At 70.8% G+C, this 24,656-nt stretch carries 20 protein-coding genes, 2 pseudogenes and 1 riboswitch; of the genes and pseudogenes, 12 read left to right on the top strand and 10 right to left on the bottom strand.

The window, feature by feature from the left end:
• Positions 1 to 30 precede the first annotated feature (30 nt).
• Both ACIQM3_RS18990 and ACIQM3_RS18995 read right to left on the bottom strand, forming a co-directional pair.
• Positions 31 to 375 (bottom strand): annotated as a pseudogene (locus ACIQM3_RS18990) (ABC transporter permease subunit); the annotation flags it as partial.
• 52 nt (positions 376 to 427) lie between these two features.
• Positions 428 to 1,366: a helix-turn-helix domain-containing protein gene (locus ACIQM3_RS18995; RefSeq protein ID WP_401625452.1), complete on the bottom strand. Its 939-nt coding sequence runs from the start codon at positions 1,364 to 1,366 to the stop codon at positions 428 to 430.
• A 171-nt stretch (positions 1,367 to 1,537) separates the two neighbouring features.
• Between ACIQM3_RS18995 and ACIQM3_RS19000 the strand changes: the two genes are divergently transcribed.
• Complete coding sequence (locus tag ACIQM3_RS19000) at positions 1,538 to 2,578, top strand: NAD(P)-dependent alcohol dehydrogenase (RefSeq protein ID WP_401625455.1); 1,041 nt, start codon at positions 1,538 to 1,540, stop codon at positions 2,576 to 2,578.
• Between the two features lie 249 nt (positions 2,579 to 2,827).
• On the opposite strand, the gene ACIQM3_RS19005 is transcribed toward ACIQM3_RS19000, so the two are convergent.
• Positions 2,828 to 3,001 (bottom strand): hypothetical protein, encoded by a 174-nt coding sequence (locus ACIQM3_RS19005; RefSeq protein WP_401625458.1) that lies wholly within the window; start codon positions 2,999 to 3,001, stop codon positions 2,828 to 2,830.
• A gap of 983 nt (positions 3,002 to 3,984) precedes the next feature.
• On the opposite strand from ACIQM3_RS19005, the gene ACIQM3_RS19010 reads away from it, so the two are divergent.
• The 8 genes from ACIQM3_RS19010 to ACIQM3_RS19045 all read left to right on the top strand — a co-directional run bounded on the left by ACIQM3_RS19010 (position 3,985) and on the right by ACIQM3_RS19045 (position 12,586).
• Entirely contained in the window at positions 3,985 to 5,277 is a 1,293-nt protein-coding gene (locus ACIQM3_RS19010) for a YeeE/YedE family protein (RefSeq protein ID WP_401625461.1), read from the top strand.
• Between the two features lie 85 nt (positions 5,278 to 5,362).
• The gene (locus ACIQM3_RS19015) at positions 5,363 to 6,085 is read left to right on the top strand and encodes a response regulator transcription factor (RefSeq protein ID WP_401625464.1); all 723 of its coding nucleotides are present in this window, start codon (positions 5,363 to 5,365) and stop codon (positions 6,083 to 6,085) included.
• Positions 6,069 to 8,090: a sensor histidine kinase gene (locus tag ACIQM3_RS19020; RefSeq protein ID WP_401625467.1), complete on the top strand. Its 2,022-nt coding sequence runs from the start codon at positions 6,069 to 6,071 to the stop codon at positions 8,088 to 8,090. Before ACIQM3_RS19015 ends, ACIQM3_RS19020 begins: the two co-directional genes overlap by 17 nt.
• Before the next feature lie 101 nt (positions 8,091 to 8,191).
• Positions 8,192 to 8,581: a hypothetical protein gene (locus tag ACIQM3_RS19025; protein WP_401625470.1), complete on the top strand. Its 390-nt coding sequence runs from the start codon at positions 8,192 to 8,194 to the stop codon at positions 8,579 to 8,581.
• 87 nt (positions 8,582 to 8,668) lie between these two features.
• Positions 8,669 to 9,268, top strand: coding sequence for a class F sortase (locus ACIQM3_RS19030; protein WP_401625473.1), 600 nt, complete (start codon positions 8,669 to 8,671; stop codon positions 9,266 to 9,268).
• 339 nt (positions 9,269 to 9,607) lie between these two features.
• Entirely contained in the window at positions 9,608 to 10,888 is a 1,281-nt protein-coding gene (locus ACIQM3_RS19035; protein WP_401625476.1) for a peptidoglycan DD-metalloendopeptidase family protein, read from the top strand.
• 81 nt (positions 10,889 to 10,969) lie between these two features.
• Positions 10,970 to 12,040: a MerR family transcriptional regulator gene (locus tag ACIQM3_RS19040; RefSeq protein WP_401625479.1), complete on the top strand. Its 1,071-nt coding sequence runs from the start codon at positions 10,970 to 10,972 to the stop codon at positions 12,038 to 12,040.
• Between the two features lie 18 nt (positions 12,041 to 12,058).
• Positions 12,059 to 12,586: a hypothetical protein gene (locus tag ACIQM3_RS19045; protein WP_401625482.1), complete on the top strand. Its 528-nt coding sequence runs from the start codon at positions 12,059 to 12,061 to the stop codon at positions 12,584 to 12,586.
• Here ACIQM3_RS19045 and ACIQM3_RS19050 read toward each other — a convergent pair.
• Together ACIQM3_RS19050 and ACIQM3_RS19055 are read right to left on the bottom strand one after the other, a co-directional pair.
• Positions 12,573 to 13,529 (bottom strand): hypothetical protein, encoded by a 957-nt coding sequence (locus tag ACIQM3_RS19050; protein ID WP_401625485.1) that lies wholly within the window; start codon positions 13,527 to 13,529, stop codon positions 12,573 to 12,575. The genes ACIQM3_RS19045 and ACIQM3_RS19050 overlap by 14 nt on opposite strands.
• A gap of 98 nt (positions 13,530 to 13,627) precedes the next feature.
• Positions 13,628 to 14,434: pseudogene (locus ACIQM3_RS19055) on the bottom strand (LysR family transcriptional regulator); the annotation flags it as partial.
• Positions 14,435 to 14,470: 36 nt separating this feature from the next.
• On the opposite strand from ACIQM3_RS19055, the gene ACIQM3_RS19060 reads away from it, so the two are divergent.
• Positions 14,471 to 14,833, top strand: coding sequence for a DoxX family protein (locus tag ACIQM3_RS19060; protein WP_401626462.1), 363 nt, complete (start codon positions 14,471 to 14,473; stop codon positions 14,831 to 14,833).
• Positions 14,834 to 14,892: 59 nt separating this feature from the next.
• On the opposite strand, the gene ACIQM3_RS19065 is transcribed toward ACIQM3_RS19060, so the two are convergent.
• Both ACIQM3_RS19065 and ACIQM3_RS19070 read right to left on the bottom strand, forming a co-directional pair.
• Positions 14,893 to 16,143, bottom strand: coding sequence for an MFS transporter (locus ACIQM3_RS19065; protein ID WP_401625488.1), 1,251 nt, complete (start codon positions 16,141 to 16,143; stop codon positions 14,893 to 14,895).
• Between the two features lie 294 nt (positions 16,144 to 16,437).
• Positions 16,438 to 17,610: a PP2C family protein-serine/threonine phosphatase gene (locus ACIQM3_RS19070; RefSeq protein WP_401625491.1), complete on the bottom strand. Its 1,173-nt coding sequence runs from the start codon at positions 17,608 to 17,610 to the stop codon at positions 16,438 to 16,440.
• A 221-nt stretch (positions 17,611 to 17,831) separates the two neighbouring features.
• Here ACIQM3_RS19070 and ACIQM3_RS19075 point away from each other — a divergent pair, with 221 nt between their 5' ends.
• Entirely contained in the window at positions 17,832 to 20,180 is a 2,349-nt protein-coding gene (locus ACIQM3_RS19075; RefSeq protein ID WP_401625494.1) for a GH92 family glycosyl hydrolase, read from the top strand.
• 108 nt (positions 20,181 to 20,288) lie between these two features.
• Positions 20,289 to 20,359: riboswitch (cobalamin riboswitch) on the bottom strand.
• 120 nt (positions 20,360 to 20,479) lie between these two features.
• Here ACIQM3_RS19075 and ACIQM3_RS19080 read toward each other — a convergent pair.
• Positions 20,480 to 21,379, bottom strand: a complete 900-nt coding sequence (locus ACIQM3_RS19080; RefSeq protein WP_401625497.1) for a polysaccharide deacetylase family protein — start codon at positions 21,377 to 21,379, stop codon at positions 20,480 to 20,482.
• Between the two features lie 253 nt (positions 21,380 to 21,632).
• Here ACIQM3_RS19080 and ACIQM3_RS19085 point away from each other — a divergent pair, with 253 nt between their 5' ends.
• Entirely contained in the window at positions 21,633 to 23,162 is a 1,530-nt protein-coding gene (locus tag ACIQM3_RS19085) for a glycoside hydrolase family 43 protein (protein ID WP_401625500.1), read from the top strand.
• Positions 23,163 to 23,207: 45 nt separating this feature from the next.
• Here ACIQM3_RS19085 and ACIQM3_RS19090 read toward each other — a convergent pair whose 3' ends face one another.
• Together ACIQM3_RS19090 and ACIQM3_RS19095 are read right to left on the bottom strand one after the other, a co-directional pair.
• A complete protein-coding gene (locus ACIQM3_RS19090; RefSeq protein ID WP_362937007.1) occupies positions 23,208 to 23,546 on the bottom strand; it encodes a GNAT family N-acetyltransferase in 339 nt (112 codons plus the stop codon).
• Complete coding sequence (locus tag ACIQM3_RS19095) at positions 23,543 to 24,526, bottom strand: pirin family protein (RefSeq protein WP_401626465.1); 984 nt, start codon at positions 24,524 to 24,526, stop codon at positions 23,543 to 23,545. The genes ACIQM3_RS19090 and ACIQM3_RS19095 overlap by 4 nt, the downstream gene beginning before the upstream one ends.
• Positions 24,527 to 24,656 lie beyond the last annotated feature (130 nt).

The following is a 24,656-nucleotide window of genomic DNA, read 5'->3' on the forward strand; positions in this document are numbered from 1 at the left end:
CTTTCTTCCGGATGCGGTGATGAGGGCCGTTCAGCCCTTGGAGGCGCCGGAGGTCAGGCCGGCCACCAGGTACTTCTGTCCGAGGACGGCGGCCGGCACGACGGGGACGGTGATGAGCGTCGCGGCGGCCATCAGACCGCCCCGGTCGGTGCTCGCGTACGAGATGAAGCCGAAGAGGGTCACCGGCACCGTCTGGGTGCGGTCGCCGGCGAAGATCAGCGCGAACATGAAGTTGTTCCAGCTGAAGACGAAGGCGAGAAGGGGTGCGGTCGCCGTCCACGGGGCCGCGAGGGGCAGTGCGGTGCGGCGGAAGGCGCCGAATGCGCTCAGCCCGTCGGTGCGCACGGCTTCCTCCGGTTCGGCCGGCAGGCCGGCTGGCCATGGGCAGGCGGATCAGTCATTCCTGCGGCCGGAGGAGCGGTTCGGACTACGGCCCCTCGGGGACGGACCTGCCCGCCCGGGTGGCGTCCGCGCCCCAGCTCGCCAGCAGGCGCAGTGCGTCGGCGGAAGCCGAGTCCGGCTCCGGGTGATAGGCGACCACCGACTGCTCCGCGTCGTCGGGCAGAGCGAACGTCTCGAAGCAGAGCGTCAGCTCACCCACCAGTGGATGGTGCAGCCGCTTGACGCCGTGGCTCTTCTCCTTGACGTCGTGCCTGGCCCACAGCCGCCGGAAGTCCTCACTCTTCACGGACAGCTCACCGACGAGCGCGGAGAGACGCGGGTCGTCGGGGTGGCAGCCCGCGTCCATCCGCAGGTAACTGACGATGTCCGCCGCCTTCTGGTCCCACTCCACGAAGAGGTCCCGGTACTCCGGCTTCAGGAACGTCAGCCGCGCCCAGTTCCGCTCCTGCGGTGGAAGCTGCGACCAGTCGCCGAAGACCGCCGCCGCCATCCGGTTCCAGGCCAGGATCTCGGAACGCCGCCCGATGACGTACGCCGGAACGCCCTCCATCGTGTCGAGCAGCTGACAGAGGGTGCCACGCACCCGCTGCTGCCGCGTCGAGGGCTTCTTCCTGTGCTGCTTGGGCTTCGCCAGGTGCGTGAGGTGCGCCTGCTCGGCGCTGGTCAGCCTCAGCGCCGACGCGATCGCACCCAGTACCTCCCCGGACACGTTCTGTCCGTTGCCCTGTTCGAGACGTGTGTAATACGCCACGGACACCCCGGCCAGCTGGGCGAGCTCCTCGCGCCGCAGCCCCGGGACCCGGCGATGGCGCCCGAAGTCGGGCAGACCCACATCCTCGGGCTTGAGCCGCGCCCGTCGGCTGCGCAGGAACTCGCTGAGCTCGGCGCGCCGGTCGAGGGCGTGACCCGCGCCGCCACCGGGGACGTCTGCGGACTGCCGCTCGGGTACAGGCTGCTCCTCCATGGGTCCAGTATCCATGGTCGTAGGCACACCATCCTGACCCCGCCAGTAGTAGGACCACTGGACGTAGGCAGAGCTGTGGCCTGGGTGAATGCGGAGAGACAGGGCAGGCTGGACGACGTGCCCGGACCGAAAGCTGCCGGGCGCAGGACCACTCCTTAGGAGAATTCCCGCATGACCACTGTCGCTGCGTACGCCGCCCCTTCCGCGAAGGCTCCGCTGGAGCGCACCACCATCGAGCGACGCGCGGTCGGCGAGTTCGACGTCCTGATCGACATCAAGTTCGCCGGCATCTGCCACTCGGACATCCACCAGGCCCGCGACGGCTGGGGCGAGGGCATCTTCCCGATGGTGCCCGGCCACGAGATCGCCGGCATCGTCACCGAGACGGGCTCCGGCGTCACCCGATTCGCCGTCGGCGACCGCGTCGGCGTCGGCTGCATGGTGGACTCCTGCCGTGAGTGCGAGAACTGCAAGGCCGGCCTGGAGCAGTACTGCGCCAAGGGCAACATCGGCACGTACAACGCCCTGGACAAGAACGGCGACCCCACGTACGGCGGCTACTCCACGCACATCGTCGTGGACGAGAACTACACGGTCCGTATCCCCGACGGCCTGGCGCTGGACGAGGCGGCGCCGCTGCTCTGCGCCGGCATCACCACGTACTCCCCCCTGAAGCACTGGAACGCCGGCCCCGGCAAGAAGGTCGCCGTCCTCGGCATGGGCGGTCTCGGGCACGTGGGCGTCAAGATCGCGCACGCGCTCGGTGCCGAGGTGACCGTTCTCTCGCAGTCCCTGCGCAAGCGGGAGGACGGGCTGAAGCTGGGCGCCGACCACTACTACGCCACCAGCGACCCGAAGACCTTCGAGGACCTGCGCGGCACCTTCGACATCATCCTGTCCACGGTGTCGGCTCCGCTGGACTTCGGCGCCTACCTCTCCCTCCTCAAGACGGACGGCGCGCTGGTGAACGTCGGCGCCCCGGAGGAGCCCATCTCCGTCAACCTCTTCTCCCTGATCGGCGGCCGCAAGTCCCTCTCGGGTTCCGGGATCGGCGGCATCCAGGAGACCCAGGAAATGCTGGACTTCTGCGCCGAGCACGGATTCGGCGCGGAGATCGAGCTGATCGGCGCGGCCGAGATCAACGAGGCGTACGAGCGCGTGCTGAACAGCGATGTCCGCTACCGGTTCGTGATCGACACCGCGACCATCTGAGGCCCGTCACCCCGGGCCCGGCCCGGGGCCGGGGTGACGGGGTTCACGCGGCGCGGTCTCCGAACCGGTCCGTACCGGGCCTGTCTTGAGAGCTTCAGGGCTTGAAGGCTTGAGGGCGAGGCCCTGAACTCCGCTGTGCGGGTGGCCACCGCCGCCCGGACCCGGCTGTCGTGCTCGACCGGCAAGCCGAAGGCGGGAGTCATCTCCGCGTAGTTCCGGCAAAGCCACGTGGGCCTTTGGCCGGAGAGGTCAGCCGCCTCCCAGCAGTCCGCCGAGCAGCCCTCCCAACAGGCCGCCCGACTGCCCGCCAGGTGCGGCCGTGGATTCGGCCTCCGGCTCCTCGGCGTCGTCGTCACCGGGGGACGGGGGCTCGGATCCGGAGCCGCCGTCGGTCTCCGGAACGGGAGAGGAGGGCCGGTCCACGGTCTCCTCGACGTCGGCCCCGCTCTGCGTGGTTCCGTCGTCCGTGGGGCCGGAGGTCCGTGGCCCGGAGTCCCGGGGACCTGAGGATGGTCCGATGGGCCCGGCGTCCGCGGAGGGCGGGTGCGTGGGGCCGGGAGGTGGCACGAGGGGCAGCGGCAGAGCGGCCGCCGACGACCGCGCCGGTCGGGGCGTCGCCGGACCCGGTGCGGTGGGCCCGGGTTCGACGGCCGAGGTCTCGGGTCCCTCGTCCTTAACGGACCGCGCCCCCGACTCGCGTTCCAGGCCCATCGCCCGGGGCAGTTGGAGAAGGGGTGCGCTGGAATCACCCCCGACCAGCGTGGCCACGACCGTCGTGGCGTAGCAGGCGCAGCAGATCGCGGTAAAGGCCCCTGCACGACGCCAGGTTCGGCTGCGTCTCCCCGTGGTGTCGACGAACACCGGCCGGGCGAGCGGTGCGACAGCCCGGTGGGCCGAACCCGCCGGGTGTCCGCTGCCCGGTTCGTCGCCGTCTCCCACCCCACCGCCTGATATGCCCCGTAGACCGCTCGTTGTGCCGCTGCGTATGCCCACGTGCCTCTCCCTCGGTCCCGGCCTGCTGGCCCCCAGGCCGGCAGCGCCCTCTTCCCGGGCCCGTGCCACGCGTGCCTGATAAGTCCGGCACGGCGGAGCCCTCCCATCAATTCGGACCCGAAGGCTCCGCGGATTGGTCGGACCGGCCGGGTACGCCTCCGGCGAACGCGCATCGGGCTGCGAAGGCTCAGAGGCTTTCCGCATGCCGAGACGGCCCGGCATGCGGAGGGTCCTCGTCCGTATATTCGTACGCATGTCTGCATCGGCCCTGTCACTGTGCCTCGCGCTCTTCGCGCACTCGGCGTGGTGCGTCGACGACGGCCTCTGTCGCGGCTGAGCCCCGCGTCGGCGGCGCGTGCCGCGCTGTCGACAGCCAATGCCGCTGTCCGCCGAGCATCATCCCGGAGACCTTCGTGACCACCGCGCCACCTGCCGGGCCGGCCGCGCCGCCGCGCGCACTGCCCGCCCTGTTCGAACCCTCTCCCACCGCCGTGCCGCGACCGGAGGCGCCGCCGCTGCCCCCGGTACGCAGGACGCCACTCATCGTGTCCGGACTGCTCGCCGTCGCGCTGACCGCGTACGTGTGGTCCGCGCATGGCGCCAAACCAGGTGTGCTGCTCCTGCTGGGGCTCGGACTGGGCGTCGCTCTCTTCCACTCCCGGTTCGGCTTCACCTCCGCCTGGCGGCAGCTCATCGCCGTCGGCAACGGCACCGGGCTGCGCGCGCACGCGCTGCTGCTCGGCACCACGGCCACCCTCTTCGCGCTCGTCATCGGCACGAGCACCGGGCTGTTCGGCTCGCAGCCGGCACCGTCCGGCGGAGCGATCGGCGTCGGCCTGGCCGTCGGCTCGCTGCTCTTCGCCGTCGGGATGCAGCTCGGCGGTGCCTGCGCCTCCGGCACCCTCTTCGCCGTCGGCTCGGGGCAGACCTCGGTGCTGCTGACCCTCGGCGGCTTCATCGCGGGGGCCACGCTCGCAGCCTGGCAGTTCGACCTGTGGAAGGACCTCCCCGCCTGGGAGCCGGTCGTGCTCTCCGACCACATCGGCTGGCTCGGCTCGTGGGCGGTGACGATCGCCGCGCTGCTGCTGGTGGTCGTCGTCACCCGACGCGTCCAGGCCCGTCGTAACCCGCCGCCGCTCGGCGCCGTACCCTCGGCGCGCACCTCGGCCGTCCGGGCCTTCCGCGGCTCCTGGCCGCTCGCCGCCGGCGCCCTGGTGCTGGCCGTCCTCGGCGCGGGAGTGCTGCTGGTGTCCGGCGGCGCCTGGGGCGTCACGAGTGCGTTCAGCCTGTGGGGCTCGGAACTGGTGAGCGCCCTCGGCGGCCACCCGGAGAACTGGGCCTGGTGGCGGCAGCCCGGTAACGCGGAGATGCTGTCCGGTCCCGTGCTGGCGGACAAGACCAGCCTCACCGACATCGGCATCATGATCGGTGCGGCGGTGGCCGCCGCGCTCGGCGGTACCTGGGCCCTGCACCGTGGTATCCCGTGGCGTACGGCTGTCGCGTCGGTGCTCGGCGGTGTCCTGATGGGCGTGGGCGCACGGCTGGCCGGAGGCTGCAACATCGGCGCCTACCTCGCAGGCGTCGCCTCGGGCAGCCTCAGCGGCTGGCTGTGGGGCGCGGTCGCGCTGGCCGGTACGTGGATCGGGCTCAAACTGCGTCCCCTGTTCGGCCTGGGCAACCCCAAGCCGGGGGACGGCGTCTGCTGATCGCAGCCCCCTCCCGCAGGCCGCCGGACCTGCCCGTCCAGACGGCAGAAGCCGGCGGCCCGGGCCCTCCTCTACGATCACCCCCGTGTGCGCAAACGTCATAGTCGCTGAAGACGACGCGAAACAGGCCGAGCTGGTCCGCCGCTACCTCGAACGCGAAGGCCACGCGGTCACGGTGGTGTCCGACGGCCTCGCCGCCCTCGAACAGGCGCGGCAGGGGGCTCCGGACCTGTTGGTGCTCGACGTGATGATGCCCCGGGCGGACGGGCTCGACGTGGTCCGCATACTGCGTTCCGAGAAGCGGGAGTTGGCGGTCCTCATGCTGACCGCCCGGGCCACGGAGGACGATCTGCTGCTCGGGCTCGACCTGGGCGCGGACGACTACATGACCAAGCCCTACAGCCCGCGGGAGCTCATGGCACGTGTGCGCACCCTCCTGCGGCGCACCCGGCGGGACGGCGGACGCGAGGACGGCCACGTGTTGCGGGTGGGATCGCTCGCCGTCGATCCCGTACGTCACGAAGTGGCGGTCGACGACGTAGGAGTCGAGTGCACACCGGGGGAGTTCAGGCTCCTCTCGGCGATGGCCGCGGAGCCCGAACGGGTCTTCACGCGCGAGCAGCTGCTCGCCGAACTCCACGGGTTCGACCGGTACATCAGCAGCCGGACCGTCGACGTGCACATCATGAACCTCCGCAAGAAGATCGAGCGCGCGCCCCGGCGGCCGGTCCGGCTCCTCACCGTCTTCGGAGTCGGCTACAAGCTCATGGACCCGCAGAAGGGCGCCCCGCGTGCCGAGGCGCGCTGAGCGCGGCGGACCGCGCCTGAGGCTCCCGCTGCGCAAGAGCCTCCTCGGCCGGCTGCTGGCGGTGTCGGCCCTCGTCGCGGCCTGTTCGGTCGCCGCGACCGCGTGGCTGGCCGTACAGACCACATCCGGGGCGATCGAGCAGGAGCAGGGCCGTAACCTCGCCGCCGACACCCGCGTCCTCGACGCCCTCCTCGCCTATGCGGCCGAACACCCCTCCTGGGACGGGGTGGGGGCCACGGTGAAGGAACTGGCCGACGCGTCCGACCGGCGGATCACGCTGACGACGCAGAGCCGGCAGATCCTCGCGGACTCCGCCGCGTCCTCCTCCTCGCCGCCTCCGGCCCTGCCTCCCCAGGCCTCGGCGGTCGTGGACCCGCTGTCCGTGGCCGCCACCTCGGAGGCCGATTCGGACTCCGGCTCCGTGACGGTCGCGGCACCAGGCACGGAAGGGGCGCAGCGCTCCGGCAACGACAGGGTCGACCCTCGGGCCGTCGGACCGTTCAGGCTGCCCGAGGCCGAGCGTACGTCGTTGAGGCGTGCCGCCGACGAGGCGGTGCAGTGTCTCAGCCGGTCCGGGATCGCCTCCGACGTCGTCGAGGGGCCCAGCGGGCGGCCCCGTATCCAGGTCGTGGGCAACGATCCGGACCGCATGCGCGGCAGCCAGTGCTCCACGGACGCCCTGGACAGCCCCACCACAACCGAGACGAAGGCGCTCACCGCCCTCAACGAGCTCGTCAACGCGTGCCTGGACCGGCAGGGGCGCGAGGCCGTACAGCTCGATCTCGACCTCTCGTGGAGAACTGACGAGGAGCCGGTCGCAGCGACCGCCACCCCCGAGCCGACGCCCGTGCCCAGCATCGGCGTTCCGCGCGAGGCCCTGCCGACAGAGCTTTCCACCCCCGCGCCCCTCGACAGCGAGAACGACCGCGACATCGCCTCATGCGTCGGCATCGCCCGCCAGGAGCAGCTCAGTTCGTACGTCGCCTCACCCGCCCTGCTGTTCATCGGCGACCCGGGCGGCGGCGCCGTGCCCGGCTTCGAGCTCTCCCCTGCGAACACGGCGAAGATCACCGGCGTCGCGGCGCTCGTCCTCGCGCTCACCGTCGGCGCCTCGATCCTCGCCGGGGTACGGCTCGTGCGTCCGCTCCACGCGCTCACCGGAGCGGCCCAGCGCATGCGGGACGGCGAGGAACCGTCGCATGTGGTGGTTGCCGCGGACAACGAGATCGGCCGGCTGGCCGCCGCCTTCAACGACATGTCGGCGCACCGCGCACGGCTGGAGCAACAGCGCAAGGTGATGGTCAGCGATGTGGCGCACGAACTGCGCACCCCGTTGAGCAACATCCGCGGGTGGCTGGAGGGTGCCGAGGACGGCATCGCCGACGTGGACGCGATGTTCGTCTCCTCGCTGCTGGAGGAGGCGGTGCAGCTGCAGCACATCATCGACGACCTCCAGGACCTGTCGGCGGCCGATGCCGGTGTCCTGCGTCTGCACCCCGAACCCGTACGGATCGAGGAGCTGCTCGCCCATGCGGTGGCGGCCCACCAGGCCCAGGCCGATGTCGCCGGGGTCGGCCTCACAGCGACCGTCCCGGAGGGACACGAGCCGGTCCCCGAACTCACCGCCGACCCGGTCCGGCTGCGGCAGGCGATCGGCAACCTGGTGTCCAACGCCGTACGCCACACCCCGGCGGGAGGGCGTGTCACCCTGCGCGCCTACGCGACCGGGCCCGGCGAAGCGCACGAGGAGGTGGTGCTGGAGGTCGCCGACACCGGAAGAGGCATAGCGCCCGAGGACCTGCCGTACGTCTTCGACCGGTTCTGGCGCGCGGAGAAGTCACGCAGCCGGCGTACGGGTGGCAGTGGCCTCGGGCTGGCGATCGTCCGCAAGCTCGTAGAGGCGCACGGCGGGACGGCCGACGTGGTCAGCACGGTGGGCGAAGGGTCGGTGTTCACCCTGCGGCTGCCGCCGGCCGGCCCTGATCCGATGAACATGGCGGTCTGACAGCTTCCTCACAACTTCACTCCAGTCTGTGGGCATGCCCGGCGCCCGACGCGCATCCGTGCGCGGGCACCACCCACGCCGAGCTGGAATCGGAGTCCTTCATGTCCCTTCGTCCGACCCTGCGCACCGCGGTCCTGGCCACTGTCGGCCTGGGCGCGGTCCTGCTGCCGTCCACCGTGGCCGTCGCCGACGCCACGCCCCCGCGGGCCGCCGCCGAGCGCAGCGCGACCTCCACCCCGGAGCCCGCCGAGCGCAGCGCGACCCCCACCCCCGCGCCCGAAGGCGCCGAACCCACCGAGGCGGCGACTCCGGTCCCGGCCGAGTCCGTGCCGGCCGGCACGGTTCCGCGCGGCGGCGTCGACGCCGGGGAGCGCCCGGCCCAGGGCGCCGGTGACACCGCGCTCTACGGTTCCGCGGCCGGAGCGGTGCTGCTCGCGGGCGCCGGTGTCCTCGTGCTGCGCCGCCGGTCCGCCGCACAGCGCAACGGCTGATCCCGCACGGTGGCGCCGCTCCCGCCCGGGGGCGGCGCCACCCGCCGTTCCTCCCCCCCTTCAGCTCGCCCCGCACCCGGAGTGCTCATGCCCCTCAACCTGAACTCGTCATGGCGGACGGCCGCGTCCGTGACGGCAGCCGCTCTGCTGCTCACCCCGCTCACCGGCTGCGGTGCGTCCGACACCCCCGAGCCGTCCGTCAGGATGGCCTCCGACGCGCCCCCGTCCGAAGAGGCGCCCAAAGCACCGGCGCCCACGCGGCTGACCGTCCCGTCACTCGGGATAGACAGCACGCTACTGCGGCTGGGACTCAACGAGGACGGCACGGTCGAGGTCCCGCCCGCGGACAAGGGGATGACGGCCGGCTGGTACGCGGGCGGAGCCGTGCCCGGCGAGCCCGGCGCGGCCGTGCTCATCGGCCACAACGACACACGGTTCGGCAAGGCCGTCTTCCACGACCTGCACACCATCGCCAAGGGGGCGGACATCGCCGTGTCCGGCGGGGGACGGGAGGCGGCTCACTTCACGGTCACCGGCACGGAGACCGTCAGCAAGAACTCCTTCCCCACGGAGAAGGTCTACGGAGCCACCGACGAGCGCGTGCTCCGGCTGATCACGTGCGACGGAGCCTTCGACGCCGACGGTCACCCCGTGGACAACCTCATCGTGTACGCGAAACTGCGCTGACGGCGAGCCGGCCGCAAGCGTCCCACCCACGCATACGCACCGGAACGGGGGAGCGCCGGAGACTCGCGGGCTCGTGATCACGTGCCCCGCAAGAGCTCCAGCGCCCCCGGTCCGCTGTGGGCGGTGGCGGCGCGGCGTGGGGTCGCCGGGGCGGTTCGAGAGCCGGGACAGGTACCGAGGAGGAGTCCACCGGGCATCGACTGTGCCCCATCGGGCAGTTCATCCTGTCCTCGCGGCCGATGACGCCCCGTCACCAATTGGTTAGCGTCTGTGCGTGAGCCGATACACCCCGCCGATATCACGCCCCGCCCTGGCGCCCTCGTGGAGCCGGCCCGCCACGTGACCGAGGACAGGGAAGGCACGGCGTTCCCCCACCTGGTGGGAACCACCGCGCACGACGACGGCCTCCGGCCGCGCCCCGCAGCACCGCACCCCGATCCGGCGCAGAGCCGCCCAGGACGGCCCGGAACCACCGGGCACGAACCCACGGCGGACGCCGCGGCTGAGCCCGAACGGCAGCCGCTCGCCACGGAGTCGGCCAGTACCTCTCCGGCCGTCGACGCGTCCGGCAGCCGCACCGCCCCAAGACGTAGGCGCGGCCCCCGCCCCGTCACCCTGATCGTGCTGCCCAGCCTGGTGATACTTCCCGGGGTCGCCCTCCTCTTCGCCCTGACCGGCGGCCTCGACCTGGCACCGCCGCAGGATCCGGGCCCGAGCCAGTCAGCTGTGAGCAATGTGGACGGCTCCTACGTCCCATGGCTGCGCAGGGCGACTGCGGACTGCACGGGCATCACCCCCGCACTCCTCGCCGCGCACATCGACCAGCTCTCCGGATGGCAGGACAACACCGCTAGCCTCTCCGAGCAGGGCATCGCCCGATTCACGGACGCCGGCTGGAAGACCTGGGGCCGGGACGACGACGGCAACGGCAGTTCCTCGCCGCGCGACGCCGGGGACGCGATCATGGCGCTGGGGCGGCAGGACTGCTCCCTGGCGGAGAAGGTGACCGCGCTCCGCACCAAGGGCACCGTCAACGGCGACGTCGCCGACCTCACGCTCGCCGCGTTTGCGTCCGGGGTGGGCCAGGTCAAGGAGGCCGGCAAGGTCCCCGCCCCGGCCCGCACCTTCGTCGCCGACGTCAAGAAGCGGCTTCCGCAGTACGACGCACTGGTCCGGGGGAACCCCGAGCAGGAGGCGGGCCCGGCCTCCGGCGCGCTTCTGGCTCCGCCCGTCACCACGCTCACCGTCACCTCGTCGTACGGTTCGCGCACACACCCGCTGACCGGGGTCACCAAGCTCCACACGGGCGTCGACTTCGGCGCGCCGCAGGGGGCTCAGGTGTCCGCGGCACGGGACGGACGCGTCGAGTCCGCGGGCATGACCCCGGCCTACGGCAACCGCGTGGTGATCGACCACGGCACGATCGACGGAAAGCGGCTGGAGACCACCTACAGCCATCTGTCCGCCCTCCAGGTGACAACCGGTCAGAGCGTGACCACGGGCCAGCCCGTCGGGCTGGTCGGCTCGACGGGTCTGTCCACCGGCCCGCACCTCCACTTCGAGGTTCTATTCGACGGCCAGTACATGGACCCGATCGCCTGGCTCGACAACGGCGGCTGAGCCGGCCGGAACCACCGAGGGATCCCGGGCTCCACCCGTCGAAGTTGACCTTCGAGTTGGTTGAAGCTCGATGATGGCGGGGTGCCGAATTTTGAGCTGATGCCGATCGGGGCCTTCGCCCGTCGCAGTGGTCTGACGCCCAGCGCGTTGCGGTTCTACGCCGACTCCGGGCTGCTGCCCCCTGCCCAGGTCGACCCGGTCTCGGGATACCGGTACTACAGCGCTGACCAGGTGGCACGGGCAACCGTGCTGCGTCAGCTGCGCGAGATGGCTATGCCCCTTGCGGCTGTCGAGACGGTTCTCGACGCAGGAGCCGACGACGCGTCCCGGCTGCTGGACGAGTATGTATCGAAGGTCGTGGGGGACGCGGAAGCGGCACGGCAGAAGGCCGCTGCCATCAAGTTCGCGCTCGGCGACGTGCCAGGTCTTCCGATCGCGGTGCTGAAGGGTCCCGTGCTGGCGCATGCGATCGAGCAGGTCCTGACCGCGACCGCACATGAGCCCGGGATGCCGGTGCTCGCCGGCCTGCGCATCGAGGCGAATCCAGAGACGGTCACCTTGACCGCGACCGACCGCTACCGTCTCTCCACCCGAACCCTGGTGCCGGCTGAACCACCGGGACAGACGTGGGCCGGCACGGTCGATGGTGACGAGCTGAGGATCGCGGTCGCAGAGATCCGCCGCAGCGCCGAGGTGCGACTCGAAGCGGTGCCTCACGGGATCTGGCTCCGCGTGGCCGGCCGGGAGGACCGGCATTGCCGGCTGCTGTCCGAGGAGTTCCCCGACCACCGCCTGATGCTCGCGTCGCTGGGCGAGGTCACCGCCCGTGTGACGGTCTCCAAAGAGCTGCTCCTACGAGCGCTGGAGGAACACCCGGGCGCGCGCATGGCGCTGCAGGTTGCCGACCACGGAGTGAACGTCGTGTCGGCGAATGACGAACACCCCGGCGTCCCTGTTCCGGCCGCTACGACGGGACAGGCCCTCCAGATCCAGTTCGAGCTGACCACGCTCTATCCCGCCGTGAGTACCGCGATCGGCCCCGACGTGATGCTCGACCTGAGGGGAAGCGACCGGCCCGTCACCATCCGCTCCGCCGACCGCGGCGATCTCACCACCGTGGCCATGCCCGTCAAACCCGACCACTCCGCCTGAGAAAACGAGGAACACTCCATGACCACCACACCCGCCGCTCCCGACCCGACCATGGAAGCCATCGGCCAGGCCGTCACCGAAGGCCGAACCGGTGACATCGTCACTGCCCGCCGAAAACTCCTGGCCCTGTGGTCCGAGATCGGTGTCACCGGCGACCCGCTGCACCGCTGCTCCCTCGCCCACTACCTCGCAGATCTCTACGAGGACCCCGCCCAGGCCCTCGTCTGGGACACCCGGGCTCTGGACGCCGCCGACGCCGTGACCGATCAGCGCGTCCAGGAACACCACGCCGGCCTGCACGTCGCCGGCTTCTACCCTTCACTGCACCTCAACCTGGCCGACAACTTTCGCCGACTCGGCTCCTTCGAAGCGGCGTCCGAGCACATAGACGCGGCCGGAGCGCTGGCCCCCGACCTTCCTCGGAACTCCTACGGTGACCTTCTTCGCGGCGCGATCCAAGAGGTCGCCGAGGCCATCGCCGGGCGGGACCGCGCACAGAGAGGCTCCGCACCCGGTTCCCGCGGCGCCGACGTCAGAGTTCAGTGAGTCGATCGACGCCGTAGCCGCTGATCAGAAGGCGTTCCTTACGGTTGCCGGTGAGCAGTTGGCTCCAGTCGACGAAGCCGCCGTCGGCGACTTCCAGGTAGTGGCCGTCCACGCTGGTGCAGACCTTGAAGCACATGCTCGTGTAGTAGCCGCGTCCGGTCGTACGGTCGGGATCCTCGATCACGGCGATGCCCGGCAACGCGGCGAGATCACCGCGAATCCGGTCGATGACCGGGCGGCTCGCGTCCTCCAGGCAGGTGAGCCGGATCTCCGTGTGCTGTGCCCCGGCGGCGGTCAGCGCTCGAGCGGCGAACCGCAGATGCTCGGTCAGCTGCTGGTGTTCGAAGGACCGGTTACCGGTATCTCGACCGGCGGTCACCAGGCCGAATATCTGGAAGTGGGCGAGCATCCCAGGAGCGTCGAAGTGCTGTGCCCGCGTCACTCTCTGAATGGCGGCCAACCTGACCGGCACCCTTGAACGAGGATCGGCGGCCAGGGCCACGGAACGTCGCAGGGAGGCCTCCAGGGCCAACGCGTTCGTCGGGTCAGCCGCCACCTCGCTGCCGCGAACCGTTGCGATCACCTTGCGCGGATCCACCGTCGCGACGGCCGAATGGGCTGCCAGAGGCAGGACAGGGGCAAGCACGAGAGTCTCGAACCCGTCGGGCAGTGCGGACACCAGAGCGTCTTCGGTGCGGCGGAGTGCGGTGAAGCCGGTCGGTGCGGGTGCTACGAACCGGTCGTCGCGGTAGCGCCGCATCACCTCCGCCGGCGTGCGCTGATCCGCTCGGCGCCGGAACACCTCGAGCAGCAGTGTGGTCAGATCGGCACCGGACATACCGTTGCTCAGCAGGTCCAGCAGTTCAGGGCCGCCAGGCCGTCCCAGCACGCGTCGTAAGGCCGGGTTGGCCGGAGCATCTCCATCGGGCTGATGTCGCTTCATGAGCGGCGATTATCAATGCCAGGATGCGGGTTCGGCCACGGATTTTCTCGCACGCCGGCGGATACACCGGCCGCTTGACCGCGCCAGGTGGCAGAGAGTCAGCGGCGGTACGCGGCTGTCGCGATCTCGATGAACGAACGGATCAACGGGTTGCGGTCACCCTTTTTCCATACCGCCACCACCCGGCTGGGAGCCATGTCGGTCAGCGGCACCGCGGCCAGCCCTGCCGGCATGTCGTGACCGAGCGGGGCGAGGCCGACCGTGCCGTTCCACAGCACGGCCTGCAGGCATTCCTGGACCACGCGCACCACCGGCCCCTCGCGCGGCTCGCCGCCGTTCCAGTACGACCGCCACAGCGGGTCGGTTCCCTGCGGGAACTGGAACCAGTGGCGGTCGCTCAGGTCGGCCAGCCGCAGGCTGTCGCGGCAGGCCAGTGGATCGTCGGCGCGCAGCACCGCGCCCACCGGATCGGAACGCAGGCCCCGCACCGTCAGGGCGGTCTCGTCGAACGGCGCCCGGGTCAGGGCGACGTCGACAAGTCCGGCGCGCAGCCCGCAGATCGGGTCGGTCAGGTCGGCGTCGCGGATGCGGATGTCGATGCCGGGGTGGCTGCGGCGGTAAGCGGCGGCCAGTCTGGTCGCCGCCAGGTCGGTGCTGTCACCGAGGAGGGCGACGGTGATGGTCGCCCGGGCGGCCGCCGAGGTCACGTGCCGGCGTACGCGGTCGGCATGGTCGAGCAGAGCACGCGCCTCGTCGAGCAGGACGGTACCCACCGGTGTGAGCGTGACGCCGACAGGCGAACGGACGAGCAGCAGGGCACCGAGCTCGGTCTCGAGCTGCTTGATCGCCCGGCTCAGCGGCGGCTGACTCATGTGCAGTCGCGTGGCGGCCCGACCGAAGTGGAGCGGACATTCGCGGGGCGCCGCCGGTGCACTGGAACCATGAACATCGCATGTTGGGTCATCGCCGGGCCGCTCGCGCTCTTCTACCTGTACGCAGGCGCGCTGAAGGTGGTCCGCAGCAGCGATCAGCTCCGCCCGATGATGGCTCGGGTCGACCGCATACCCCTGTCGGCCGTAAGGGCACTGGGGGCGGTCGAAATACTCGGCGCGACCGGGCTGATCCTTCCTCCGCTGACCGGCATCGCACCCCGGCCGGCGCTTGCGGCGGCCATCGGGTTCGTGCTCCTGCAACTCGGCGCGATCGCCGTCCACAGAACCGGCGAGGACCGCCGGATCACACTCAACCTCGGGGTGCTCGTGGCCGCGGCCGTGGTCATGTGGCCGGCCTCCACCTGGCTGTGACCGGGCACGGTCGCCGGCCGTGCGCACAGGGCAACGCGTTCACCGGGCCCCGGGGGCGCTTACGTGTGCGCCTCGTCCAGCTCTCCGCCGGGTTCCGCAGTGGCGGCTCCCTGCCGGGACCGCGTTCGTGTGCCCCAGCGTTCGATCGAGGGACCGACCGCCCCCACGGCGGCGAAGAACACGCCGAGGAGCAGCCAGCCGGTCGTGCCCATCCCGAGCACGACGGTCGTGAGGATGGCGGGAGCGAGCGCCTGGCCTGCGCTGAAGCCGAGCCCGAGAAGCCCTTGGTACTGGCCTTGGGCATGGTCCGGTGCCAGGCCGAAGCCAAGGGCGAAGCCGGCCGATGACTCCCAGATCTCGCCGAGGCTGTGCACGAAGATCGCCGCGACCACGAGGCCGGCAGCCGCCCACACGGGAGCGTGCGCCGTCAGGGCCATCATCGGACAGCTGAGGAGGAAGAGCAGCCCTGCCGTGCGGAACGCCGTGCCGCCATCGCGAGGGGTTTCGATGCGGGATCCGATCCTGGTCTGCAACAGGACGCAGACTCCGGCATTGATCGCGGAGACCGCGGCCACGGTCCAGCGCGGCGCGTCCGTGTGCTCCGAGATCCAGATCGGCAGAAGCAGGGAGACCACCGGGTATTGGAGTCCCATCGCACCGTGGAGGGCTGTGAAGGCCACGAACGGCCGGTCGGTGAGAGCGATCCAGCGGCGGGCCCCCTGCGAAGACGGCGCCAACGCCCTGTAGCTGGGGAGCATGAACAGGAGAAGGGCGCACAACGCGAAGCTGGTCGCGTCGCCGAGAATCAGCACGATGTAGGCAGTACGCGTGTTGGCCGCGACCGCGAATCCGGCACCCACGGTGCCCAGGACGACGCCCAGATTCACGTACGTACGGAGCTTCGCTCTGAACAGCGCCGGGCGGTCGGTGCCGACCCTGACCACCAGGGCTCCCCAGGCCGCGCCGGCAGTGGCTGCGGCAAGCTGGTCAACGGCAGCGATGACCGTGAGGGCGGCCCAGCTCTCGACCAGCACGAGAGCGGACATCGCCACAGCCTGGACCGCCAGGGCGAGCATCATGACCGTGCGCGGGCCACGTCGATCGGCCAGATGACCGCCCGGTATCCCGGCGAGCAGGCCGATCAGGCCGGCGATGGTGAGGGCGGCACCCACCTGCACCGGCGGGAGATCCACGACCAAGGTGAAGTAGAGCGCCGACGCCGTGTTGAAGAGCCCGTTGCCGACCCGGTTCACGAAGCTGGCCAGGATCAGCACACGCTCCGGCCTGTTACTCCCCGCTATGTGAGCCATTCGACCGGGCGAGCTCCCCTTGATCATGGGCGCAGGCTAGCAGCGGTCGCACACGCCGTCGGTGGTGCGAGCTTGCGTGGTCCCCGTGCAGGGGCGGGCGGAAGGCAGTGATCGTCCTGTTCCCACCTGCTCGGACCTGGTCGCCGAACTCCACCAGGAGCGTGACCGCATCGCTCAGGCCATAGCCGACCTCGAGGCCTCCAAGGCCGCGCTCCGATGTCGTCATCGACGCGGCCCCGGAGGACGTCAGTCGCCGGGCACTGAGTTCGCTCCGTGTATTGGAGCGAGTGGGGCTCAGCGCCGGCGCTCCTGTTCCGGCCCGTGCGGAGCGTGCTCCGCACGGGTGACGGCGACCAACGCCAGGTCGTCCCTCAGAACGCCGTCCGTGTGGGTATGGACCGCCTGGGCGAGTCTGTCCACCACGGTCGGCGGGCCCAGGCGCCACGACTCCCGCAGGACCTCGTCCGGTGTGTAGAAGCGCCCGTCGGCGTCGCGCGCCTCCAGGAGCCCGTCCGTGCACAGCAGAAGCAGACTCCCCGGGCCGAAGGGGCGTGACTCGTCGGCCCACGGGCCCGTGTCGAATTCACCGAGTCCCAAGGGCAGGCCGGGATGCTCGGGCTCCCAGACCTGCAGGTCGGTCCCGCTCATCAGAAACGCCGGGCAGTGCCCTCGGCTGATGAGCCGCACTTCCGTGCCGTCGTCCGAAATCTGCGCGATGGCTGCCGTGATGAAGTGCTCACCGCTCAGGTTGCTCCCACCGCCGACCGCGGCGGTCTCCCTGGTGTGACGGGACACCGCCTCGTCCAGATGGCGGGCCAGCTCGGGCAGCGTCGGGGTGTGGTGCGCGGCTTCGTGGAAGCTGCCCACCAGGGCGGCGACGTCGGGAACGGCGTTCAGTCCTTTGCCGCGTACGTCGCCGATGAGCAGGCGCACACCGTACGAGGTGTGCTCCGCCGCGTACAGGTCGCCTCCGACGGAGGCCGCGGCGGACGCGGCCTCGTAGCGCACCGCGATCCAGGTGTTCCCCCACCACGCCCGTACGGGTGGCAGAACTGCGCGCTGGGCGCTCTCCGCCACACGCTCGGCTCCCAGGAGCCGGCGCAGGAGGGACAGCCGCAGCCGGCACAGGGGCACGGATGCCCAGGCGAGGACCACCATGGCGACGTAGTCGACCACCGCGTGCTCGCCGTCGGACGGCAGGTGCCGCGCAAACAGGAACACCAGTCCGGCCACGCTGTTGAGGACGGCAACCCCGACCACGGCCCGTAGTGAGTACACGCAGGCAGCGATCATGGAGCTCAGGATCAGGAAGACGTCCCCGCTGAACGCTCCCGGCGTGGGCAGGTCGATCGCCAGTCCGAGTGCCACCAGGGCCAACGGCGCGAACCGTGACCACCGGGGGAGCAGATCGCTCTCGTTCCGCGGTGTGTGCGACGTCAGCCCTGTCGTGGTGCGGTGCGGGCTCACGGCATCGCCTCCGGGGTGAAACAGGCAGGCCTCCGTCCGGCAGGCTCTGCGTCCTGTCTCGACCTTGGAGCCGGAAGCCGTCTCCCGCACGCGGAAGCCGGGCGCCGACGAGCGCCGAGCCGTCCGCCTGCCGCAGCTCTTGACGAGTACACGCATGCGGGCCAAGAATGATCGCGCAGTGCGCATGACAACGTTGTCTACGTCCGAGAGGCGCTCATTCCATGAGATGGACCCACTGGATTCGCGGGGCGGGGACGGTGGCCGCCACGGCCGCCCTCCTCGGCGGCGCCGTCGCCGCGCCTGCCGCGGCGGACGGAGAGGGGCACGCCGAGCGTGCCCGGCTCACCGATCTCGTCAACCCGTTCATCGGAACCGAGAACGAGGGCAACACCTACCCCGGCGCCGCAGTGCCCTTCGGCATGGTGCAGTTCTCGCCCGACACCGGGCACAACACCGGCTACGACTACTCGGAGACCCACATCAGGGGTTTCTCCACCGTCCACATCTCGGGTGTGGGCTGCGGCCTCGGCGGAGACCTCCCGGTGCTTCCGACGACCGGTGACATCACGTCGACGGACAACGCCGCATACGCGGCGGAGTTCAGCCACGACGACGAGAAGGCGAGCCCCGGCACCTACGAGGTCGGTCTCAAGACAGGCATCAAGGCAGAGCTGAGCGCCACCGAGCGCACCGGAGTGCAGCGCTACACCTTCCCCGCCACGGACAAGGCCAACGTCCTCATCAACGCGGGCCAGTCGCTGCACAAGACCGTGGACACCGAGGTCGAGATCCTCGACAACCGCACCGTACGCACGGCCATCACCGGCAGTGGCTTCTGCCAGGACACCAAGCCGTACACCGTGTACACGATCACCCGCTTCGACCGGCCGTTCACCACCTCCGGCACCTGGAAGGGTGACAAGGTCACCGAGGGCTCGAAGTCCTCGTCCGCGGCTGCCGAGCGCAACGGCGCCTTCGTGCGCTTCGACACCTCCAAGGACCGTACCGTCGAGGCGACCACTGCGATCTCGTACGTGGACGCCAAGGGGGCAGCCCTCAACCTGCGTGCGGAGGGCGGCCGTTCGTACGACCGCGTCGCACGCTCCGCCCAGGCCGCCTGGGAGGACCGCCTCGACGACGTCCGGGCGAAGGGCGGCAGCGAGACCCTGCGCCGGACCTTCTACTCCTCCCTCTACCGCTCGTTCCTCGCGCCGAACATCGGCAGCGACGTCGATGGCCGCTACACGGGCTGGGACCAGAAGATCCACCGCGCCAAGGGATTCACCTACTACCAGAACTGGTCGCTCTGGGACACCTACCGCACCCAGGCCCAGCTCCTGTCGCTGCTCGCACCGCACGAGTCCCGCGACATGGCCATCTCCGTCATCAAGATCGACGAGGACAGCGGCTGGCTGCCCAAGTGGGGCTACGGCACGGTCGAGACGAACATCATGACCGGTGACCCCGTCACGCCGTTCCTCACCAACGCCTACCAGCAGGGCCTGCTCAAGGGGTACGAGGAACAGGCGTACCGCGCGCTGAAGAAGAACGCCGACGGCGTGCCGCCCGCCGAGTCCGCCCCCGTGGGCCGTGAGGCCAACAAGGAGTACCTCGCCGACGGTTTCGCGCCGTACATCAAGGACCGGGCGCATGTGAAGCCGGGCGACTCCGACTACGACCACGGCGCCTCCGCGACCCTGGAGTACGCGCTGTCCGACGCGATGCTCGGGCAGATGGCGAAGGAACTCGGTCACGACGACGACGCCGCGCGCTATGCGGAGTGGGCGCAGAACTACCGGAAGATCTTCGACAGTTCGACCGGCTTCTTCCGTGCACGGGACGCGAACGGCGTCTTCACCGGCCCCGCCGACCCGGCACAGAGCGAGGGCTTCCACGAGGGCACGTCCTGGCAGTACCAGTGGCTCGTCCCGCAGGACCTGCCCGGCATGGTCTCCCTGATCGGTGGCACCGAGTCCGCCAACGAGCGACTCGACTCCTTCTTCGCCTACGAGCAGTTGCTGCAGGACCCGGCGAAGACCGCCCGCGAGGTGTGGGTGAACGGGCCGTACGACTACTACAACGCGGACAAGTACAACCCGCAGAACGAGCCCGACCTGATCGCCCCCTACACCTACCTCTCCACGGGACAGCCCTGGAAGACGACCGACGTGGTGCACGCCGCGCTCACGCTCTTCACGGACGCGCCGACCGGCATGACCGGGAACGACGACCTGGGGACGATGTCCGCCTGGAACGTCCTGTCCTCGATCGGGATCTTCCCGGTCCAGCCGGGCACCGACACCTGGGGCCTCTCGACCCCCGTCTTCGAGCGGGTGGACCTGACCCTCGACCGGCGCTACTACCCCACGGGCCGGCTGACGGTGAAGGCCCCGGGCACCTCCGACTCGGCGCGCTACATCCAGTCGGCGCGCACGGACGGCGCCGCGTACGGGAAGACCTACCTGACCACCGAGGACATCCGCGGTACACGCGACCTGTCCTTCGAGGTCGGTACGGAGCCCTCCCGGTGGGGCACCTCGGCGGACGCGGCACCGCCCGCCCTCAAGTGAGCCACTGAACAACCTCTGTCCGCAGCCGAACCGGCCGGGGCGCACCCAGCGCCCCGGCCGGTTCCGGTCGTCAGGACGCCGAGAGCTCGCCTCGCACGGTGCGGGCCGCGGTCACGCGGTTCCCCGGCGAGCGGTGGTTCCCGCTCACCGCTGCGGGGCAGTCCCGGAATTCCACCGGGGTCCCCCTTACGACTCAACCCCGCCCGGCGGACGGCCGAACCAGCCGCACCCAGCTGCCTACGGGGCCGTACGAGGACGCGGCGCGCCAGGCCCAGGACGCGGACGGTGCCTGCGCCGGCTCACACGGGACCCGTGTTCCGGGCCCATGCGCGCTGAACCGCCCGGTAGTCGATCAGCGTGACGCCCTCCCGGGCCACGGCCTCCCGGGCCTCCGGCGACGTGAGGAACTCATGGTCCGTACTCCGCACATGGCGGTCGCTGCCGGCGCCCCGCGACTCCCGGCCGGCGAGACCGGGATGGACGGCCCATTCGCTGAGCCCGGCCGGCAGGTCGTGGAGAAGCCGGCCGTAACGGGCCGCCTTGCCCTCGGTCGGGAGGGAGAAGCTGTCCAGGAAGTCATGGTCGATCACGGGCAGTCCTCTTCGCCGCATGGCCCGCAGCCCGGGCTCCAGCCAGACGCGGACGGCGAGGCCGTACTCGGCTGCCAGCCCCACCGTCAGGTCGAGGATGTCGTCGCGGCCTCCGTCGGCCAGGCAGTGGAAGTCCAGGTGGGTCGGCGTGAGTCCGGCATCGGCGACGGCGTCGATCTGCGCGCGGAACTCGGTCTCGACCTCGTCCGGCCGGACGCGGCCGAGCAGGGCGGTCCGCCCTGCGGATGTCGGCTCGAAGAAGTTGCCTGCCGGGTCGAGCAGGGAGGGAACCGTCTCCCTTGCGGCCAGGGGCCCCCAGCGTCGGTGGGGCGTCTCGCACACCATGGTGAGGTGGATCCCGAACGGAATCCCCGGCCGTCGCCGGAGCAGCCGCATCGCGTCCGGCGCAGCCGCGCACACGGTCATGAGACTGCACGAAACGGCGATACCCTCCTCGATCGACTCGATCACCGCGGCGTTGACCGCGGGGCACATGCCGAAGTCGTCGCAGTTGACGATCAGCAGGCGGGCATCGGCCGGGAATCCCAGAAGCCGGTTCCACCGCGCCGAGGACGTCACGAGCGAGGGCCCGACGGCACCTTCATCCATGCCCGCAGTCTGGCCCCCGTCCTGGCGGTTACGCACACACATTTCATCGAAGCGCTTCGACGCGATCTCCCCGAGGAGGCGCGGAATGTGCCCATAGCCCCCTCCGCCGGACTCCGTTTCCCCGAACATCCGGCACTCAGACCTCACTTGTGGCGGGTCTATTGACACTCCTACGCCGGGCTGCCATCTTCGAAGCGTTTCGACGATCATGGCCTTGAGACCGCGTCCTGGCCCGAGCCGGAGGACAGCCCTGATGCTCTTCGACAATCCCGTGATACCCGGCTTCAGCCCGGATCCGAGTATCTGCCGCGTGGGTGAGGACTACTACGTAGCGACGTCCAGCTTCGAGTACGTACCCGGGGTGCCGCTGTGGCACAGCCGGGACCTGGTGCACTGGCGGCTGATCGGGCACGCCCTGGACCGACCGTCGCAGCTGGCCCTCCCCGACACGGCCCCGTCGTCGTGCGGGGTCTACGCCCCCACGCTGCGGCACCACGACGGCCGCTTCTGGATGATCACGACCGTGGTGGCCGGAGCGGGCAACGTCCTGGTGACCGCCGAGGACCCCGCAGGCCCCTGGTCGGACCCCGTGCGGGTCGGCATACCGGGCATCGACCCCGATCTGGCCTGGGACGACGAGGGGGCCTGCTGGTGTGTGTACTCCGACGGCGGGATCCGAGGGGTGCGCATCGACCCGGAGACGGGCGAACTGCTCGGCGAGCCCGTGGATATGTGGTCGGGGAGCGGGCTCCAGTACCCCGAGGGCCCGCACCTCTACAGGATCGGCGACTGGTGGTACCTCCTGCTGTCGGAGGGCGGAACGGAGCGCGGGCACGCGATGTCCGTCGCCAGGGCCCGCTCGCTGCCGGGGCCCTTCGAACCGCACCCGGACAACCCCGTTCTCTCCCACCGCAGCACCGGACACCCGGTGCAGAACACCGGCCACGGCGATCTGGTGCAGGCGCACGACTCCAGCTGGTGGATGGTGCTGCTGGGCACCCGGCCCCGCGGGGACACCCCGGGGTTCCACGGCATGGGGCGGGAGACGTTCCTGGCACCGGTGCGGTGGGAGGACGAGTGGCCGCTGCCGGGACCACTGGAACTCCGCGCGGAGGCGCCGGGCCTGGCGCAGCACACCTGGCCCGCCGAGCCGCACCGCGACGACTTCGACTCCCCGGCGCCGGCACCCTGCTGGGTGACGCTGAGACGCCGCGATCCAGCTGACCTACGACTCGACGAGCGGCCGGGCCATCTGGTGCTGCACGCCCGGGCGGACAGCATGGACAAGCCCGGCGCACTGTTCGTGGGGCGGCGTCAGCGCGACCCCGACTGCGAGGCGCGCACGCGGGTCGAGGCCGGCGAGGGAGGCCGGGGCGGCCTCGCCGTACGGCTGGACGAGGCCCACCACTACCAGGTGGAGACGGAGGGCGGCGTGGTCCGTGCGGTCGCCCGCATCGGCCCGCTGCGCCGGACGGTCGCCGAACGAACCGTGCCCGCCGGGCCTTTGACGCTGCGCGTCGACGTGACCACCACGGGAGTCCTGCCGCCCACCGTCACCGTCCGTCCCGAGGACCCCGATGCCGACGCGGGCCTGCGCGTCGGCGGCCCCGACACCCTTCGACTGGGGTACGAGACCGACGACGGCTCCTTCGAGATCCTCGCCGAGCTCGACGGCCGCTACCTCACCACCGAGGTCGCGGGCGGGTTCACCGGCCGGGTCATCGGCATGTACGCGACCCGGGGCACTCTCGCCTTCGACTGGTTCGAGTTGCGGCCGGCCTGACGGAGCGCCGCCGCCCGGCCGCCGTCCGGGCAGCGGCGCGGGTGCTCAGCGCGCCAGGGTGGTCTCCAGCCACTGGAGGATCTCGGGCGTGACCGGGTCGGTGATGTCGGAGAACTCCTCGTGCTTCTTGAGGAACTTGGCCACGTACGGGCAGACCGGCACGATCCGCTTGCCCGTGTCCCGTACGTGGCTGAGCGCCTCCCGCACGAGGACGGAGGCCAGCCCCCGGCCCGCGAAGGCATCGTCGATCTCGGTGTGGAAGAAGACGCGCTGCGCGTCGCGGTCACGGTAGGCGGTGAACCCCGCGCTCGCCTCGTCGACCAGAATCTCGTAGCGGTGCCTGGCGTCGACGTTACGGACGACGGGGGCGGCGGCCTGGGTCATCGTGTGCTCCCTTTCGGGCGTGTGGGGTTGCCACGCGGTGTGATGGTGGCGTTGGGAAGAGCCGGGGCGGGGATGCGGGCGCCGGGGTAGCCGTCGACGTGGCCGAAACGGTCGGAGCCGGCCTCCCACTCCTCGCGTGCCTCGACGATGTCGTCATGACTGCGGCCCACGAAATTCCACCACATGACGATCTCTTCGTCGAACGGCGTTCCGCCCACGAGCACGGCCCGGGCGGGGGTGTCCGACTCGTTGACCAGGGTGACTTCGCCGTTCCCCGGGCCGAGGTAGCCCAGCTCGGCCGCCCGCAGCAGCGTTCCGTCCAGGCGGATGCTCCCCTGGTCGACGAGAAGGCCGTGCTCGAATGCCGCGTCCGTGTCGAGGATCGCGGTGGCGTGCGGTTCCAGGACGATCTCGGCGCCGAGCAGAGGGGTGAAGGCCGGGACCGGGAAGGTGTCTCCGGCGAGGGTGCCGAGGAACACCCTGATCACGGCGCCGTCCCGGCGGACCGGATCCGGCACATGGTGCCGGAAGTCGCGCCCCGCTTCCCGGTGCCCCCCGGGGAGCGCCACCCACAGCTGGACACCGTGCAGGATCGTGGTGCCGGGGGTGGAGACCTCCGTGTGGCTGATTCCCCGGCCACCGGTCATCAGGTTCAGCTCTCCGGGGCGTACGAAGGCGTGGCTGCCCAGGCTGTCGCGGTGCTCGATCTCGCCGCTGAACAGCCAGCTGACGGTCTGCAGGCCGATGTGCGGATGCGGGGCCACATCCATCCCGCCCGTCACGGCGACGTCGTCGGGGCCGTAGTGGTCGATGAAGCACCAGGCCCCGATGAGCGTGCGGGCCCTCTGCGGCAGCGTGCGCCGGACCGTCATCGCCCTCGGACCGCCCAGCGGTACGTCCCGTGCCGTCAGCACCTCCACGCCCGGTCGGGGCACCGGGCCCTGGCCGTCGGCCCCGGTGGGCGGCGCGACCCGGCCCATGCCGGCGCCGCTCATCGAGGACCCCCCGGCACTCCCAAGGTGTTTGCATGTTCAACAATCATGCTTGATCATAAGCCGTCGCGCACTCGGGGCGCACGGCACGGTGAGGGGACGGGTACGTCCCGGTGAG

The organism is Streptomyces sp. NPDC091271, assembly GCF_044757505.1.
In the GTDB taxonomy this organism is placed as follows: domain Bacteria; phylum Actinomycetota; class Actinomycetes; order Streptomycetales; family Streptomycetaceae; genus Streptomyces.